Source organism: Flavobacterium sp. (assembly GCF_046293665.1).
GTDB lineage: Bacteria > Bacteroidota > Bacteroidia > Flavobacteriales > Flavobacteriaceae > Flavobacterium.
This window is the reverse complement of record NZ_JBKBOL010000004.1, coordinates 104,976-121,788: the sequence shown is the minus strand read 5'-3', so window position 1 is coordinate 121,788 and position 16,813 is coordinate 104,976. Positions and strand designations below refer to the sequence as shown.

General features: G+C 36.9%; 10 protein-coding genes. 6 read left to right on the top strand and 4 right to left on the bottom strand.

The features are described 5' to 3' along the window. Positions 1 to 331 precede the first annotated feature (331 nt). Positions 332 to 1,213: a pirin family protein gene (locus ACK4R1_RS08210; RefSeq protein ID WP_409685679.1), complete on the bottom strand. Its 882-nt coding sequence runs from the start codon at positions 1,211 to 1,213 to the stop codon at positions 332 to 334. A 104-nt stretch (positions 1,214 to 1,317) separates the two neighbouring features. Then, positions 1,318 to 1,848 carry a YceI family protein gene (locus ACK4R1_RS08205; RefSeq protein ID WP_409685676.1) on the bottom strand — a complete coding sequence of 177 codons (531 nt, stop codon included), beginning with the start codon at positions 1,846 to 1,848 and terminating at the stop codon, positions 1,318 to 1,320. Positions 1,849 to 2,067: 219 nt separating this feature from the next. Between ACK4R1_RS08205 and ACK4R1_RS08200 the strand changes: the two genes are divergently transcribed. The 5 genes from ACK4R1_RS08200 to ACK4R1_RS08180 all read left to right on the top strand — a co-directional run bounded on the left by ACK4R1_RS08200 (position 2,068) and on the right by ACK4R1_RS08180 (position 14,198). Further along, positions 2,068 to 3,816, top strand: a complete 1,749-nt coding sequence (locus ACK4R1_RS08200) for an ABC transporter ATP-binding protein (RefSeq protein WP_409685673.1) — start codon at positions 2,068 to 2,070, stop codon at positions 3,814 to 3,816. Positions 3,817 to 4,001: 185 nt separating this feature from the next. Beyond that, complete coding sequence (locus ACK4R1_RS08195) at positions 4,002 to 5,522, top strand: tetratricopeptide repeat protein (protein ID WP_409685669.1); 1,521 nt, start codon at positions 4,002 to 4,004, stop codon at positions 5,520 to 5,522. A gap of 195 nt (positions 5,523 to 5,717) precedes the next feature. Next, on the top strand, positions 5,718 to 6,593 hold the full coding sequence (locus ACK4R1_RS08190) for a T9SS type A sorting domain-containing protein (RefSeq protein ID WP_409685667.1): 876 nt from the start codon (positions 5,718 to 5,720) through the stop codon (positions 6,591 to 6,593). Between the two features lie 236 nt (positions 6,594 to 6,829). Continuing rightward, positions 6,830 to 11,878, top strand: coding sequence for a translocation/assembly module TamB domain-containing protein (locus tag ACK4R1_RS08185; RefSeq protein ID WP_409685664.1), 5,049 nt, complete (start codon positions 6,830 to 6,832; stop codon positions 11,876 to 11,878). A gap of 10 nt (positions 11,879 to 11,888) precedes the next feature. Continuing rightward, positions 11,889 to 14,198, top strand: coding sequence for a BamA/TamA family outer membrane protein (locus tag ACK4R1_RS08180; RefSeq protein WP_409685661.1), 2,310 nt, complete (start codon positions 11,889 to 11,891; stop codon positions 14,196 to 14,198). Here the strand turns inward: ACK4R1_RS08180 and ACK4R1_RS08175 are convergent. After that, positions 14,175 to 14,672: a DNA-deoxyinosine glycosylase gene (locus ACK4R1_RS08175; protein ID WP_409685659.1), complete on the bottom strand. Its 498-nt coding sequence runs from the start codon at positions 14,670 to 14,672 to the stop codon at positions 14,175 to 14,177. The two genes, ACK4R1_RS08180 and ACK4R1_RS08175, sit on opposite strands and share 24 nt — an antisense overlap. Position 14,673: 1 nt before the next feature. Beyond that, a complete protein-coding gene (locus ACK4R1_RS08170) occupies positions 14,674 to 15,429 on the bottom strand; it encodes a S1/P1 nuclease (RefSeq protein ID WP_409685656.1) in 756 nt (251 codons plus the stop codon). A 205-nt stretch (positions 15,430 to 15,634) separates the two neighbouring features. On the opposite strand from ACK4R1_RS08170, the gene ACK4R1_RS08165 reads away from it, so the two are divergent. After that, positions 15,635 to 16,735 carry an AI-2E family transporter gene (locus ACK4R1_RS08165; RefSeq protein WP_409685653.1) on the top strand — a complete coding sequence of 367 codons (1,101 nt, stop codon included), beginning with the start codon at positions 15,635 to 15,637 and terminating at the stop codon, positions 16,733 to 16,735. The last annotated feature ends 78 nt before the right edge of the window (positions 16,736 to 16,813 follow it).

Sequence of the window (16,813 nt, the reverse complement as noted above, 5' to 3'; positions counted from 1 at the left end):
GAAACCTCTGATGAAAATCAGAGGTTTTTTTATTTACTCTTAAGCGATTTTTTACAGATGTTTTTTTGCCAAGATTATCCCATTGATGCATAAAGTAGTAATAGAACTCAATCGATAACAGGCTAATGGATTACAGATAAAAATAAAAACCGTCACAATTTCTGGTGACGGTTTTTGTCTTTTTGTCATAGCCTATTGTTGGTTAGGACCAAATTGGGATTTGGTGAAAACTTCTTCTCTTGACCCAACAATATTGTTTTTTGTTATTACAAATTTGGTATTTTTTAAAAAAAATTGCGTTGCAAAATTTTGGCTAATTATTACATAATTTTCATCCACCAAAAGGTTGAGGTAACGGAACAAAGTCTGTTTCATTATGTACTTTGGGAAATCGTTGTGCGGTCCAATCTGCTTTGGCTTGTTCAATAACCGCTTTGTCGGAATGTACAAAGTTCCAATAAATAAAATGCTCTTCAGGAAATGCTTCACCACCAAAAAGATAGAGTGTTGTATTCTCACTCATTTCAAATTCGCAAAGCGAAGTTTCTTTGGCAACCAATAATTGCTTCGTGCCATAAGTATGACCATCATTAGTTATGCTGCCTTCCAAAATATACATCGCGCTTTCACCATAAAGTTCGTGACCAATGTTGACTTTTGTCTTTTTAGCACTTTTGATTTCAATAAAATACAACGGACTATAAACCGGAACGAGAGATTTTTTCCCAAAAGCTCCTCCGGCAATCAGTTTGATTGTGACACCATCTTGTTGCCATTCGGGAATGTCTTTAGCTTCTACGTGAGCAAAAGAAGGCTCCATGTTTTCTAGAGCTTTAGGTAAAGCTACCCAAATCTGTAATCCGTGCAACCTTTTTTCAGTATGGCGCAAATATTCCGGTGTTCGTTCCGAGTGAACAATGCCTTTTCCGGCAGTCATCCAGTTCACTGCACCGGGTTCGATGACCATTTCGGTACCCAAACTATCACGGTGCATAATAGCGCCTTCAAACAAATAAGTGAGTGTTGATAATCCAATGTGTGGATGTGGCGGAACATCCATATTTTGGTAATCTTTCAATTGTGCCGGTCCCATGTGGTCAATAAAAACAAATGGCCCAACCGCTCTTTTTTCTCGAAAAGGCAACAATCGTCCAACCAAAAAGTTTCCGATGTCTGCAGCGCGTTCTTCTATAATAATTCCAATATTTGACATATCTTGTTGTTTCTTTTAGTAACTACTAAGTTAATTAATTTTGGCAAAAAAAACCGCAAAGCCTAAAAGTGACCTGCGGTTTCCTCATCAAAAATTATCAATCATTATTGTTTCACAAATTGTACTTCGGCGTTTAGTTTAATATCTTCTCCAACCAATACACCACCGGTTTCCAGCGCAGCATTCCAAGTAAGACCAAATTCTTTTCGATTAATTTTACCATTTAAAGAAAGACCGATTTTGGTATTGCCCCAAGGATCTTTCATCAAACCGCTGTATTCCGTATCAAAAGTGATATTTTTAGTCACGTCTTTAATAGTCAAATCACCGCTGATTTTGTATTCGCCTTCGGTTACTTTTTGAACGTTGGTGCTTTTAAAAGTCAGTTTTCCAAAGTTTTCCACGTCAAAGAAATCCGCACTTCTTAAGTGATTGTCTCTGTCGTCATTTCCGGTGTTGATGGAATTTACTTCTGCCGAAAAATTAATGGTTGAGGTTTCAAAATTTTCTTCTTCATTTTCAATCAAAGCTTCAAATAAATCGAATTTCCCCGATACGTTAGTAAACATCATGTGTTTTACTTTAAAACCTATTTCTGAATGTGTAGGGTCGATTGCCCAAGTTGCTTTTGCCATAGTTTGTTATTTTAATGAGTTAAATTTTTTTGTCTTGTTTACAAAGTATGTTTAATACTTATTTTGAACATCACAAAGGTAGCATGAGTTCAATCCTGACACACTTAACCTAGGTTAAGAAATGATGTTTTTTTTATGGAATTCAAAAGTTAATTTTTTCAAAAAATTATTGCTGAGGCCAATAGTATAGTAGTTTTGCATTTCCATTTTTACTGAATTATGAAAATATTATATACTTATATCCAAAAGCACAAATGGCTTTTGTTTTTAGCTCTTTTTTTAGCCGCGATAAATCAATGTTTTTCATTATTTGATTCGATTATCATTGGTAAATTATTAAATGAATGTGGCGTTGGTGTGGCCAATTTTAATCACAACCAAGAAACTTTTGTGAAAGCCGTTTTGGGTTGGCTTGGCTTGTCATTAGGCGCCGCGATGATGTCCAGAATTGCCAAGAACTTCCAAGATTATTTTACTAATATTATCATCCAGCGCACCGGTGCTCAAATGTATACAGATGGCATTCAAAAAGCACTACAATTGCCGTATCAGGATTTTGAAGACCAGCGAAGTGGTGAAACCTTAGGCAAACTCCAAAAGGTAAAAATCGATTGCGAAAAGTTTATCACATTATCGATTTCAATGGTTTTTCAAACACTGATCGGAATTGTCTTTGTCGTGGTTTATGCCATCAATATCCATTGGCTTTTGGGCCCGATTTTCTTGGCGACTGTTCCCGTAATTGCTTTTGTGAGTTCTTTTTTAGGTAAAAAAATCAAGAAGGTTTCTCGAGAAATCTTAGGCGAAACTACAGCCTTAGCAGGCGCTACAACCGAATCGCTTCGGAATATCGAATTGGTAAAAAGCTTAGGCTTAACCGAACAAGAAGTCAATCGATTGAACAACACAACCATTAAAATCTTAGGATTAGAATTGAAAAAAGTCCGTTTTATTCGTTCGTTAAGTTTTATCCAAGGCACGTCTGTTCATTTTATGAGAACGACTTTGGTTTTTGCCCTATACATGTTCATTTTTAACGGAATTATCAAACCCGGCGATTTAATCACGCTGATGTTTTTCTCTTTCTTTTTGTTCAATCCTTTGCAGGAATTGGGGAATGTGATTGCCACTTACAACGAAACCAAAGCTTCGATGGACAACTTTAGCGAGTTAATGAATGCAAAAAGTGAAGAAAAACCTTTGCATCCGCAAACCATAGGTTCAATTAATCACTTGAGATTTTCACATATTTCGTTCAAACACCAATCGGCTTCCACTTATGCGGTGAAGGATATTTCTTTTGAAGCCAAAGCCGGTGAAACCATCGCTTTTGTTGGTCCGTCCGGAAGTGGAAAAACGACTTTGGTTAAAATGTTAGTTGGTTTGTATACGCCGGAATCTGGTTCCATTTTTTACAATGAAAAGAACTCCAAAGACATCGATTTGAATGAACTCCGTCAACAATTAGGCTTTGTAACCCAAGATGCGCAATTGTTTTCCGGAACGATAAAAGACAATTTATTGTTTGTCAAACCAACAGCTACAGATGAAGAATTGAACGATGTTTTGCAAAAATCAGCTTGTCAAAATCTATTGTTTCGCGCAGAAAAAGGCATCGACACTACCATAGGCGAAGGCGGAATTAAAGTTTCCGGCGGAGAAAAACAACGTTTGTCTATTGCCAGAGCTTTGTTGAGAAACCCGAGATTGTTACTTTTTGATGAAGCGACTTCGGCTTTGGATTCGATTACCGAAGAAGAAATCACCCAAACCATCAGAAATATTTCTTCTAAACAAGACCAAATTACGGTTCTGATTGCGCACCGATTGTCAACCATCATGCATGCCGATAAGATATTTGTGCTGGAACAAGGACAAATTATTGAGCAAGGAAAGCACCTCGATTTGATTGAAGAAAAAGGATTGTATTACGCCATGTGGCGCCAACAAATTGGGGAACGAAAATAGTTTTATTAGCACAATAAAGAATACATTTAATTAAAATTTTAGCCTTATTTTTGGTGTGATTTTAAAAATTACGACCTATCAAACCAATATCTCTTTTTCTTTCTATCAGTCTGTTTTGGGTTACTACAGTCAATGCAACTGATAGCAAAAAATGCGATTCCATTATCAAAACCGGAGTCGAATTGATGCTGAAGAAAAACCACGTCAAGTCATTAGAATTGCTTTCCAATGCCCGAAATATGGCGGAGCAGCACAAATGGTACAAACAATTGTTCTTGGCCCAAAACAATATCGGAAACAATTACTATATGCTGTTGGATTATGGCGAAGCCTTGAAGCAGTATTTAATCAGTTACCAAATTGCCGTCAAGCACTTAGATTTGCAACATGAAATGATTGTGCTGAATAACATCGCGATTTTATACGGCAAGGAAAAGAAGTTTGAAAAATCCAATGAATATTTTCATAAAGCCTTTTTAATGGCCCAAAAAAGCAACGATTCGCTTAAAATGGGTATGTATTCGATGAATTTAGGCAGTTTGGCCAACGATGAAAACAAACTCCAGAAAGCTAGAAATTATTTCAATGATGCACTACGGTATACCCAAAGACCGGAAGTGAAAATTCCGGCGCAAATCGGACTTTGTGCCAATGACCTATTGTTGGGCGAAACCGGTCGAGCTCGATTAAGAGCCATTGCGTTACTTCCGAAACTAAAAAAGGAACAAGATATTGACCATCGCATCAATCTTTCGACCATTATTGCCAAAACGTATTTGAAGGAAAACAACTTGTCTGCCGCGTTGCAATGGACGAATAATGCCTTGGCAGAGAAACCCGATTTGGAGAATAAAATGGAGTTGTTCAAGCACCTTTCAGATATTTATTTCCGACTTAAATCTTATGATTTGGCTTTTCAATATAAAGATTCCATCAATATTGCAAACAATGAACTGAACAGAATCAAGAATGGAAAATTGTATGAGAGCAGCGAGGTCAAGTTTCAAATTCAAAATTACAAAGAGAAGATTTCAGAAAACGAAGCCAAAATCAAAAGCGAACGCAACATTTTTTATTCTATCATCTTGGTTATTGTTTTGGGAATCATCATTTTGGTCTTAATTTTTAGAAACCAACTCATCAAAAACAAGCAAAAAGCACTCATCATCCAACGCGAACAAGAATTGATATCGTTCAAGCTCGAAAAAGAAATCGCAGACAACGCTTTGTTATTGGAAAAAGAAAGAACGGCTTTATTGGAACAAGAGCGACTCCAGAATGAAATAGAATTGCGTAACCAAAAAATTCTATCAAGAGCTTTATACCAATCGGGTCGAAACCAATTGTTACAAGATATTTTAAAGTCGTTATCGAGTATACCGCAACTTTCGGAAAACAGTGTCATTATTAATGACATTCGAGCCTTAAAAGAACATCTGAAAACCGAAGAAGGTTGGGACAACTATGTACGTCATTTCGACGATGTCAACCAAGGTTTTATCAAAAAACTAACCGAAAAGCATCCCGATTTAACTACAACCGATATCCGTTACATTTCCTATGTCTATATGAATTTGGATACCAAAGAAATCGCTACGATGCTCAACATTACCCCGGTAGCTTGCCGAAAACGCAAAGAAAGAGTCGAAAAACGATTGCAGTTACCCGAACACCTTTCTTTGAATGCTTACTTATTGAGTATTTAATCCTAATCATGATTTTTTCACAGGCTTTGATTGTTAATTAGTTATTTATTAAGTGTTTATAATTGATTAAATTTATATTGTCACAATTTATATTGTCGAATGTCACAATTTGTCACGCCTAAAAAGAGACTTGTTGTAGAAGCCCTTTTTAAATTTGTATACAACTAACAAATTAATCTTTTAAAAACTTGACTTATGAAAAAAGCTTTACTTCTTATCTTTTGTTTAATTGGTTTTGGAACAGTTTCCGCGCAAGCTCCACAGATTACGGGCGACTTGATGCTTTGTCCTTGGACGAATGGAACAGCAACTGTAACTAATCAACCTTTTGATACTTACCAATGGTATTCTAAATTTTGGTTTACTGATGATCCTTATGTGGCAATCGATGGAGCAACCCAGTCATCTTTTACTTATGATTGGTATACCTATGATCAATCTCTTTTCAAGGTTGTGGCAACGCTAAATGGTGTTACTTACGAATCGAATGTAATTCAGATTGACAGTTATAATTGGGTTGGTTTTACAGTAGCTACCGAAATCAATGAATTTGTAACCATTGATCAAAACAATGGAAATATGTTATTATGTCCGGGTGGCAGTTTTACGGCTTCGATTTTTATGCCGTATGATTCAGGTATTCAATGGTATAAAAATGGCGAACCCATTAGTGGTGCCAATCAAATGGAATATTTGATTACAGGTCCGGGAATTTATCATGTAGTTGCCGCGCCGAGTTTCTGTCCGGATAGCTCGAGCAATAATGAATTTTTGCCAATTGTGGTAGATGAAGATGTTAATTGTAATTTGGGTACCAATCCTAATACCAGAGAAGATTTTGCCATCTATCCTAATCCAACTCGAGAAACATTATTCTTGAATTTAGAGGCTAATGCTAAATTCACCAAATACCACATCGTTGACGCTTCAGGAAAAGTACTGAATGAAAGTAATTTGATTTCAGGACAAAACACTGCGGCTATCAATGTGAGTAATTTATCCGATGGATTTTATTTCATTCAATTGCAAGGCGAGAACTCTAGCACTGTTAAACGATTTGTCAAAAACTAAATCAGCATACATTACAACTTAAAAATCGGGATTTGTTCCCGATTTTTTTTTTTCGACTAACTTTCAACTCAAATACTTTATCAAGGCTATATGCAAATTATATAAGAAAATGCTTTTCATCTATAAGACTTTTCTAATTTTTTTGTGCCAAATTTGTAGCAATAACTCATTAACTTGTAATAAAGTAACTAATAGGATGTTTATTTACTTGCATTCAGTAAAAGTATAGGGTGATAGTGCATAAATACGTTAAGAAAGGACTGAAAATAACCGCTTGGATAATAGGATCTATTATTGGGCTGTTTCTTCTTGTGGTGTTATTAATTCAGATTCCTGCTGTACAGAATGTTATCAAGGAAAAAGCCATTGCTTATTTGGAAGGGAAAATTCACACACCGGTCAGCATTGGCAGAATTGAAATTGGTTTGCCCAAAAAAGTCATACTCGAAGATGTTTATTTCCAAAGCCAATCCGGTGACACTTTGCTCGCCGGAGGAAAAATAGCCGTTGATATCAGTCTGTTTAAATTGTTTGATGAGGAAGTAGAAATAAATTCTATTAGCCTAAAAAATATTACTGCTAATGTAAAACGCGATAAAGATTCCGTTTTCAACTTCGATTATATCATTGAAGCATTTGCTTCGAAAGAAACTAAAAGTAGCGACAAGAAAACTAAATTCTCTGTGCACAAAATCAATTTAGACAACATCAAAGTCCGTTTTAATGATGCTATTACTCAAAATAATCTGAACGTATCGTTAGCTCATTTTGATACCCAAATGAAAGTATTCGACCTTGATCAAATGAGTTTTGAAATTGCCACAATCAAACTAGATGGCCTAAACGTTAAACTCAAACAAGGCGAGTTGATAAGAGAAATTACGACCAACACTATCGTAAAAGCAGATTCTTTAATAAAGAAAAGACCCGATTTAAAAATCAAACTAAGTGAAATCGCTTTGACCAAAATAAAAGTCAGTTACGACAGTGAAGGCACACATTTAAATAGTGGTATTTCACTGGAAAAACTCTTTGTTTCTTTTGCCGAAACCAATTTGCCCAGACAGCGAATTGCTATCAATAAGTTTCAATTAGAAGGCGTAAAAGGCGGATTGACTTTTGGTAAATATGATCGAAAACTCGACATCAATACACTTCCGGCACAAGGTATTCCCAATTGGAATGTTACACTTGCCAATGTTAATATCAAACAGGTGGATTTCCGTTTTGATGATGAAAATGCTTTGCGTGCCACACGAGGCATCGATTACAAACATTTGGATATAAAACAACTGCAACTAGAAGCGAATACTCTAAAATTAAATACCACAACCTTTTCCGGAAATATCAAATCCTTTGCCGTAAAAGAGCAAAGCGGAGTTGACATAAAAGCACTCAGTACAGATTTCACTTATAGCGCAAAAGGTGTGCAGCTCAAAAAACTGTATTTAGAAACTCCAAAAACGTTGATTCGTAACGAAGTTGGTATCAATTATCCATCGTTGCAAACCTTAAAAGACAATCCGGGATTACTGGGATTGCATGCTAATCTACTGCAAAGTCGCATTGCCTTTGAAGACATCTTAATCTTTGCTCCGGAATTGAACGAAGTCGATTTCTTTAAAAACAATCCAAATGCCATAGCCCAAATCAACGGTCAAATCTCCGGTCAATTACAAGACCTTACTTTTCCTAAAATGCAAATCAGCGGTATAGGAACTATGAGTATTATTGCTAGCGGCAGAATTATTGGCTTGCCTGATGGAAAGAAAGCGTGGTACAATTTAGATATAAAAAATCTTGAGTTGCGTGCCGGTGATGTTGGTCGGGTTTTAGGTGCTGAAGTGATTCCGAGTAATATTCAACTTCCGGAACAGCTGAACGTCAAAGGAACTTTCAAAGGGAAATTGGACAATTTCAATACCGATTTAGTGCTCAACAGCAGTTTTGGAGCTGCCAAAATAAAAACCAATTTTGACTATCGATTAAAAAATAACGAAAGATATGATGGTATCGCCGAACTGACTAATTTCGATTTAGGCCAATTAATTAAAAACAATGATATTGGTAAAATCACTTTAAAAGCCAAAGTAAACGGCAACGGATTAAACCCAAAAACAGCCACAGCCCATATCGATGGTCTGATGAGCAAAGGCGTTTTGAATGGCTATACTTATCAAAATTTAGCCGTTAAAGGAAACATAGTAAACGGAAATTACATAGCCAAGGCAAAAATCAATGATCCGAATTTGGAGTTTGATTTGGTCTCCGAAGGCAGTTTTAAAGGCCAATATCCAAAAGTAAAATTAAATTTGAATTTGGGCATAGCCGATTTACAAAAGCTGAATTTTAACACAACACCTTTCAAGATAAAAGGCCAAGTCGATGCTGATTTATCTACCGCTGATCCTGATTTTTTAAACGGAAAAATAGCCCTACATCATTTGTTTTTCGCCAATGACAAAGAGCAATTCCAATTGGATTCTATCAATGTCTTAGCGACAGCAACAGCTGAGAGGAATGCAATTCAAGTCAAATCACAAATTGTAAAAGCCAATATTGAAGGCCAATACCAATTGAGCCAAATCGGAACCGCTTTGTCCAATTCGTTCGCCAAATATTATGATTTTGAACCTTCAGTAAAGAAAAAAATAACTTCGCCTCAGCGATTTGACTTTAGTATTAACATCAACAATGATCCGGTTGTAAGCAAATTATTCCCCGAATTGACCCAATTACAACCTGTGAGCATTAACGGTCGCTACAACAGCGTTAATGATACGATTATCCTCAAAGCTACTATGCCTAAAATTGTTTATGGTGCCAATGCAATAAGCAATGCAGTAATCAACATTGACACAAAAAACAACGCTTTGGCTTATAGCGTTTTCATTGATGAAGTGCAAAACGCTGAATTTCGTTTGCCTCATACTTTGCTGGAAGGCACTATAAAAGAGAATGCTTTGGGATACAAACTCCAACTGCTTGATGATAAAAACAAAGAGCAATACATTGTTTCAGGAACATTAAAAGCAGTCAATGGCAATACCAAACTTAGAGTATTGCCCGAAGATTTATTATTGAATTACGAAAAGTGGTATTTAGCTGAAAACAATTTGATTAGTTTTGGTAAACAAGGAATTTTTGCAGATAATTTTGAGTTACGCAATGGCAATACGCTGGTCAAATTACAGTCTCAATCCAATACACTGAATGCGCCTTTGTCAATTGATTTCACCGATTTTGATATAGCAACGCTTTCGCGAATGGTACAAAAAGAAGCATTGGCTTTCGGCGGTTTGATTAACGGAAAGGTGACCTTTGAAAATTGGGCGACACAACCCATTTTTACCTCTGACTTGACCATCGGAAATTTTACTTATAAAAAAGAAACCATTGGCGACATCAGTCTAAAAGTCAACAATCGCGTGGCCAATACTTATGATGTAGAAGCCGAAATTACCGGTCAAGGCAACCAAGTAGGATTGAACGGAATTTACCGAAATAGTGACCAAAGTTTTGATTTAAACCTCGATATGCAACATTTAAATTTGCTGAGTATTCAACCGTTTACGCTTGACCAGCTTTCTAAAAGTAGCGGACATATTTCAGGAAAATTCCATATTAAAGGTACTTTTGAACAACCTAAAATCATAGGCGATTTGCAATTCCATAATGGTTCTTTTACGGTAAAAACACTCAACTCGGGTTTTGAATTACTCAACGATTCCATGAGTTTTACAGAAGACGGCATGGTCTTCAAAAAGTTCAGTTTAAGCGATTCTGAAAAAAATACTTTAGAATTGCGAGGAAAAATAGATACACCTAATTATCGCGATTTTGCTTTTAATCTAAGAGTCAATGCCGATAATTTCAAAGTAACCAATTCGACTGCGAAGGACAATGATTTGTATTACGGAAAATTGTATGTCGATTCGCGTTTGCGCATCAACGGAGATTTGAATAAACCAATTGTTGATGGCAATATCAAAGTCAATAAAAATACGGAACTAACTATAGTTTTACCTCAATCCGATCCGGCCATAGCCGATAGGGAAGGCATCGTTGAATTTATAGACCAAGATGCGCCGCCAATTGACGAAAGATTCAATGTAGCTTTAGATTCGCTAAACCAATCCAAATTCAAAGGGATGAACATTTCGGTCAATATTGAGGTCGATAAAGAAGCCGAATTGACTTTAATAATCGACAAAGGAAATGGCGATTTCCTGAAGGTAAAAGGGGAAGCACAACTCAACGGAAGCGTCGATGAATCAGGGAAAACCTCGCTAACCGGTCGTTACGAACTTCAGGAAGGTTCTTATGAAATGACGTTTAATTTCCTCAAAAGAAAATTCGAAATCCAAAGCGGCAGTTATATTTTATGGACCGGTGAACCGACTACGGCTGATATTAACATCAAAGCCGTTTATAAAACTAAAACCGCTCCGATTGACTTGCTCGATAACCAATTGGGCGATATTTCTCCAACGGTTAGAAATACCTACAAACAGCGAATTCCTTTTGAAACGGTGTTGAAAATGACCGGCGAATTGCTCAAACCAACCATTACTTTTGACATCATATTGCCTGAAGGGAATTACAATGTTTCTTCGGAAATTGTGAATACTACGCGAACCAAATTGGAACAATTGCGCCAACAACCGGATGAAATGAACAAACAGGTATTTGCGCTATTACTGTTGAATCGCTTTATCGGAGAAAACCCTTTTGCCAGCGAAGCCGGAACCGGAACAGAAACCTTTGCCCGTCAAAGTGTGAGCAAAATATTGTCGCAACAACTAAACAATTTGGCCGGAGATTTAATCGAAGGCGTTGAACTCGATTTAGACTTAGAAGCCACCGATGATTACACCACTGGCGAAAAAGCCAACCGAACCGATTTGAATGTGGACATTTCCAAACAATTGTTAGATGACCGATTGAAAGTCAGTGTCGGCAGTAGTTTTGGCATTGAAGGACCGGAACAAGCCAATCGCGATGCCACCAATATAGCCGGTGATGTTTCTTTAGATTATAAACTTTCCAAAGATGGGAGATATACGCTAAGAGCTTATCGAAAAAATGAATACCAAGTTGCGTTACAAGGTCAAGTAATTGAAACCGGAGTAGCTTTTATCATTACTATGGATTACAATAAATTCAGCGAACTTTTTCACCGCTCAGAAGAAGAAAAGGAAGTGAAGCGGAAATTGAAAAGGAAAGCAAGAGCAGAGAAACTCTTAGAAAAGGAAAAGACAGCACAACCCATAAAATCAGAATAGAGACCAAAGTATGAAAGCATTAAATCGATATTGTTTTATTTTTTTATTGTTGCTAATCGTATCGTCTTGTAGCAATACCAAGCGTTTGCCTGAAGGCGAATTGTTGTACGTTGGCGGCAAAGTGAAAGTAATTGATACTTTGATTTCAAAAAGAGAACGCAAGTCTCTGGAGAAAGAACTAAAATTATTAGTACGTCCAAAACCCAACACTAAATTCTTAGGAATTCGGGCCAAATTATTTTTCTACAATCTCGCAGGAGAACCCAAAAAGCAAAAAGGATTTCGATACTGGCTTCGCACAAAAGCAGGCGAACCACCAGTATTATTCAGCCAAGTCAATTTAGATTATAACAGTCGTTTGCTCCAAAATTATTTAGAAAATCGTGGTTATTTTAAAGCTACTGCAATAGCCGATTCCACCAAAAGAGGCAAACGCGCTACCACAGAATTTACGGCTATGCCTGGCCAACAATACCGCATTAAAGAAATCAAATTTCCAACCGATTCTTCAGCTTTGGGAAAGGCTATTGCGGCTACTCAGGACAAAACACTTTTTAAGCGTGGTAAGGGTTATGATTTAGAGATGGTTAAAGCAGAGCGTGTCCGAATTGATGCCCGACTCAAAGAACAAGGCTATTATTTTTTTGGTCCTGATTACCTGATAGTTCAAGTTGACAGTACAGTTGGTAGTTACGAAACCGATTTGATTGTCAAAGTCAAACCCGAAACACCTGAACAAGCTAAAAAAGTATACACCATTGGCAAAATCACCATCTTTCCCAACTATTCTATAAAAGATGGGCAACGCCGATTAGACAAACAGGAAAATGACACTACAGCAGTTGTACAGTATAAAGATTTTACGATAGTTGATAAGGAAAAAACATTCAACCCGCGCATCTTTGACCGAACACTGTATTTTTATAAAGGTGATTTTTACAACCGAACCGATCACAATCTTTCGCTGAACCGATTGGTGAATTTGGGAACGTTCAAGTTTGTGAAGAACCAGTTTACCATTTCTGATTCGTTGGATAATGTTTTAGATGCTTATTATTATCTCACACCTTATAAAAAGAAATCCATTCGGGTGGAAGTTTTGGGGAAAACCAATTCGGCCAACTATACCGGAACAGAATTGAACGTCAACTGGAGCAACCGCAATACTTTTAAAGGAGCAGAATTGTTCACCGTTTCTGTTTTTGGTGGATTGGAAGTACAAGTGTCCGGACAAAATAACGGCTTTGATGTTTACCGCGTAGGTTCGGAAGCGAGTTTGATTTGGCCTCGTTTTGTTGCGCCGTTCAAATTAAAATCTTCCAGCGGATTTGTGCCGAAAACTAAAGCAACTATCGGTTATGAATTCCAAAAAAGAGAACAATTGTATGCGTTGAATTCCTTTAAAGGTTCTTTTGGTTATTTGTGGAAAGAAAATATCCGTAAAGAACATCAGTTTAACGTTACTAATATTCAGTATGTGAGTCCGAATAACGTGACCAACTTGTATAACGAACAAATAGCGGCCAATCCGACTTTGGCCAAAGTAATCGAAAAACAACTGATTTTTGGCCCGACCTATTCCTATACGTATACCAACACCATGGAAACCGCCAGAAAGCACACCATTTATTACAAAGGCATGTTTGATACTTCGGCTACCTTAACGGGTTTACTAACCGGTGCCAATGTAAAACAAGGCGATACGATTAAAGTGCTTGGCGTTCCTTTTAGCCAATTTGTAAAGTTTGAAAATGACTTCCGTCATTACATGAAAATTGGAACGGAATCCCAATTGGCGAGTCGCATTATTGTTGGCGTTGGTTATGGTTATGGCAATTCAACAGAACTGCCTTTTATCAAACAGTTTTTTATTGGCGGTACCAACAGTATTAGGGCTTTTCGTTCGCGTGCTATTGGTCCGGGATCTTATCTTCCTGAACCCGGAACGAGTTCTTTTTTGCCCGACCAATCGGGAGATATTAAGTTCGAATTCAATACCGAGTACCGAACCAAATTGTTCAGTTTTGTCAAAGGTGCCGTATTTGTTGATGCGGGAAATATTTGGCTGATGAACAAAAATCCGGATAAACCCGGTGCCGAATTCACTAAAAAGTTTATAGATCAAATGGCGGTAGGAACCGGAATCGGACTTCGGTTTGATCTTTCGTTTTTACTATTGCGAACCGATTTTGCATTTCCCATCCGAAAGCCTTATTTGGGAGACGGCAGTCGCTGGGTGTTAGATCAAATAGACTTTGGCAGTGGTTCTTGGCGAAAAGAAAATTTGGTGTTTAATTTAGCGATTGGTTATCCTTTTTAAAATATGTTCTTGCCAAATGGCTAACTTCTTTTCAAAAGACATACCAGCATTCGCCGGGCTCGTGGAAGGCAAAGTCACCATTGTATATATATGTTCTGTTTGAACATATCGATTAAAGAAATGAGCCGCTTTTTGTCCGTTGAAATAGATATTCGTAATGTTGGGATGAACTTTTAGAAAGGTTACAAAATCATTTGGAACTTCTTTGACAATCGCACTGTCTAAACTGCCTTGTCGTTCACAAGCTTGTAAAACATCCCATAGCGCCATATTATTTTGAAGTAATAGATTTTTCTTTGTCTCATAATCTGTTGAAAAAGGTTGCTGGCAAATGTTGAATAAGAACTTCCAAAAGTGATTCCTTGGATGTCCGTAATATTCCTTGGCACGCAACGAAGCTTCACCGGGCATAGTCCCCAATATCAATATTTTGGCTGTTGGAGATGAGATAGAAGGGAAAGCGTAAATTTTCATATTATCTTAACACGTTTTGCAAGACTGCTGCTAATCTCACACTGGCTTTGGCAATTTGCTTTTTTACGATAATTGCGCTGTTGTCAACATACTTTTGGGAAACTTTAGGTTTCTCAAAAGCATAACATTGACCAAGCAAACTATTAGACTCTTGTGCCCAAGTTATAACATTAATTTTTTGGAGATTGCTCAGTTCTGCTTTGGAGAATGGGTTAGCCGAAAGGCAATCTTTAAGGTTAATTTTTTTATGTCTGATAATGCCGCTGTCCCAAAAGGCGTGTAAGTTGGTTCCTTGGTTTTTATAATTGAGCTGTGTTTTATTACCGCCTTTGTCATAGCCATAACCCACATGCAACGGTTGGTGAATATCGCCGATTAAGTGAAACAAGAACAACAATTTAGTTTTGATTTGGGCTTTACTGAGTTGCTTTTTGTTTTGTAACTCACGGATGGTTTTATCTAAAATAGACAGGATGTTATTGCCTTTTTTGAGTGTCACTTTTTCGCCTTGGCTAAAATTGACATAATGATAGGTTTTCATATAACCATAACCCGGTTTTTGGCTCACTTCATCCATCCAAGTAGCGGCTTGTTGTATGGTCATGCCGTCTAAATAGAATAGTACTTTTTTTTGGGTTGCAACATCAAGTTGTTTAAAAGCGGCTTCCGCCACCATAATATGTCCTTTTTTGCCCCAAGCAAAGGTATCGTTTTTACTGAATAGCATTAAGAAAAGTAAGATGGTTAGGCGCTTCATAGGTTTAATTCTGGTAAGGACAAAGATAGGTTTTTGTGTTGATTTGGTAATTAGCAATTAAGGAAAAGGGATAAGACAATATGTATTTCTTATTGTAATCATGTAAATATTCAATTGGATTGTATAATAATGTACCGGGTATATTACCCGAAATTTGTAAAGTATCAAAATCATAATTATCAAGTAAGTAACCAACCAATATATTATGCCGACAGCCATACAACAGTTACCGTTTTATGCAAAATTTGCTTTTATACTCATCATATTAATAGCCCTAGGTTTTTTGTTTTATATCGGACAAAGTATAATTAACCCTTTGTTGCTAGCATTGTTGTTTGCCATCTTACTCAGACCGGTTACGGCTTTTTTAAGTAATAAACTTCACCTGCCTAATGTGTTGGCATCACTAATCAGTGTTATGCTTTTCTCTTTAATTTTTATTGCCATTTTTTATTTTATTACCATTCAGGTGGCTGATATGGCCGATGATTGGGGCAAGATTAAAAGTAATCTAAACATCCATTATCGCAATATTCAATCGTATGTTACAGAGACTTTCAATTTCAGTAAAAGAGAGCAAGACGCCATTGTTAGTGATGCCACCAGTAGTACAGCCAGTAGCGGGAAACAAATTATTGGGATTACATTAATTACTTTTACCGATGCTTTATTGAATTTGGTGTTGATTCCGATTTACATGTTTTTATTCCTTTTATACAGAACCCATTTTACCAAATTCTTCTCTAAATTGTTTCATATCAAATACCACGGAATTCTTCAGGATGTTATCACCACAATTAAGATTTCGGTACAAAGTTATATTTTAGGACTGTTGATAGAATTGGTAATTGTATCCGGTCTTACAACAGTTGGATTATTATTTCTCGGGGTTGAATATGCTATTTTATTAGGGGTTATCACCGGTCTTTTAAACTTAATCCCCTACATAGGAATTCTCATAGCCGGTCTTTTAACCATCATAGCCTCGCTGACAGGATCAAGTGACCTGTCTGTTATTATTGGAATAGTTGTAGTGAATATTGTAGTGCAATTTATAGACAATAATTTGTTGGTGCCGTGGATTATTAGTTCTAAAGTTGAAATTAATCCGATTGCTTCTATTGTTGGAATTATCATTGGCGGAGCACTCTGCGGAATTTCAGGAATGTTTTTAGCGATTCCATTAATGGCGATGATGAAAGTAATTTTTGACAGGGTAGAATCGCTAGAGGCTTGGGGATATCTTTTAAGTGATGATTTGCCTAGGTCTTTCAAATGGAAGCGGAGACCGGTGCCGAAAGAGTAGTTTTATTATGAAAAAGTAAAGCCACTAGATTCCAGATAGTTATCGGGAGTCGAAGGGTTTTGTTGTTTTGGAGGGAAT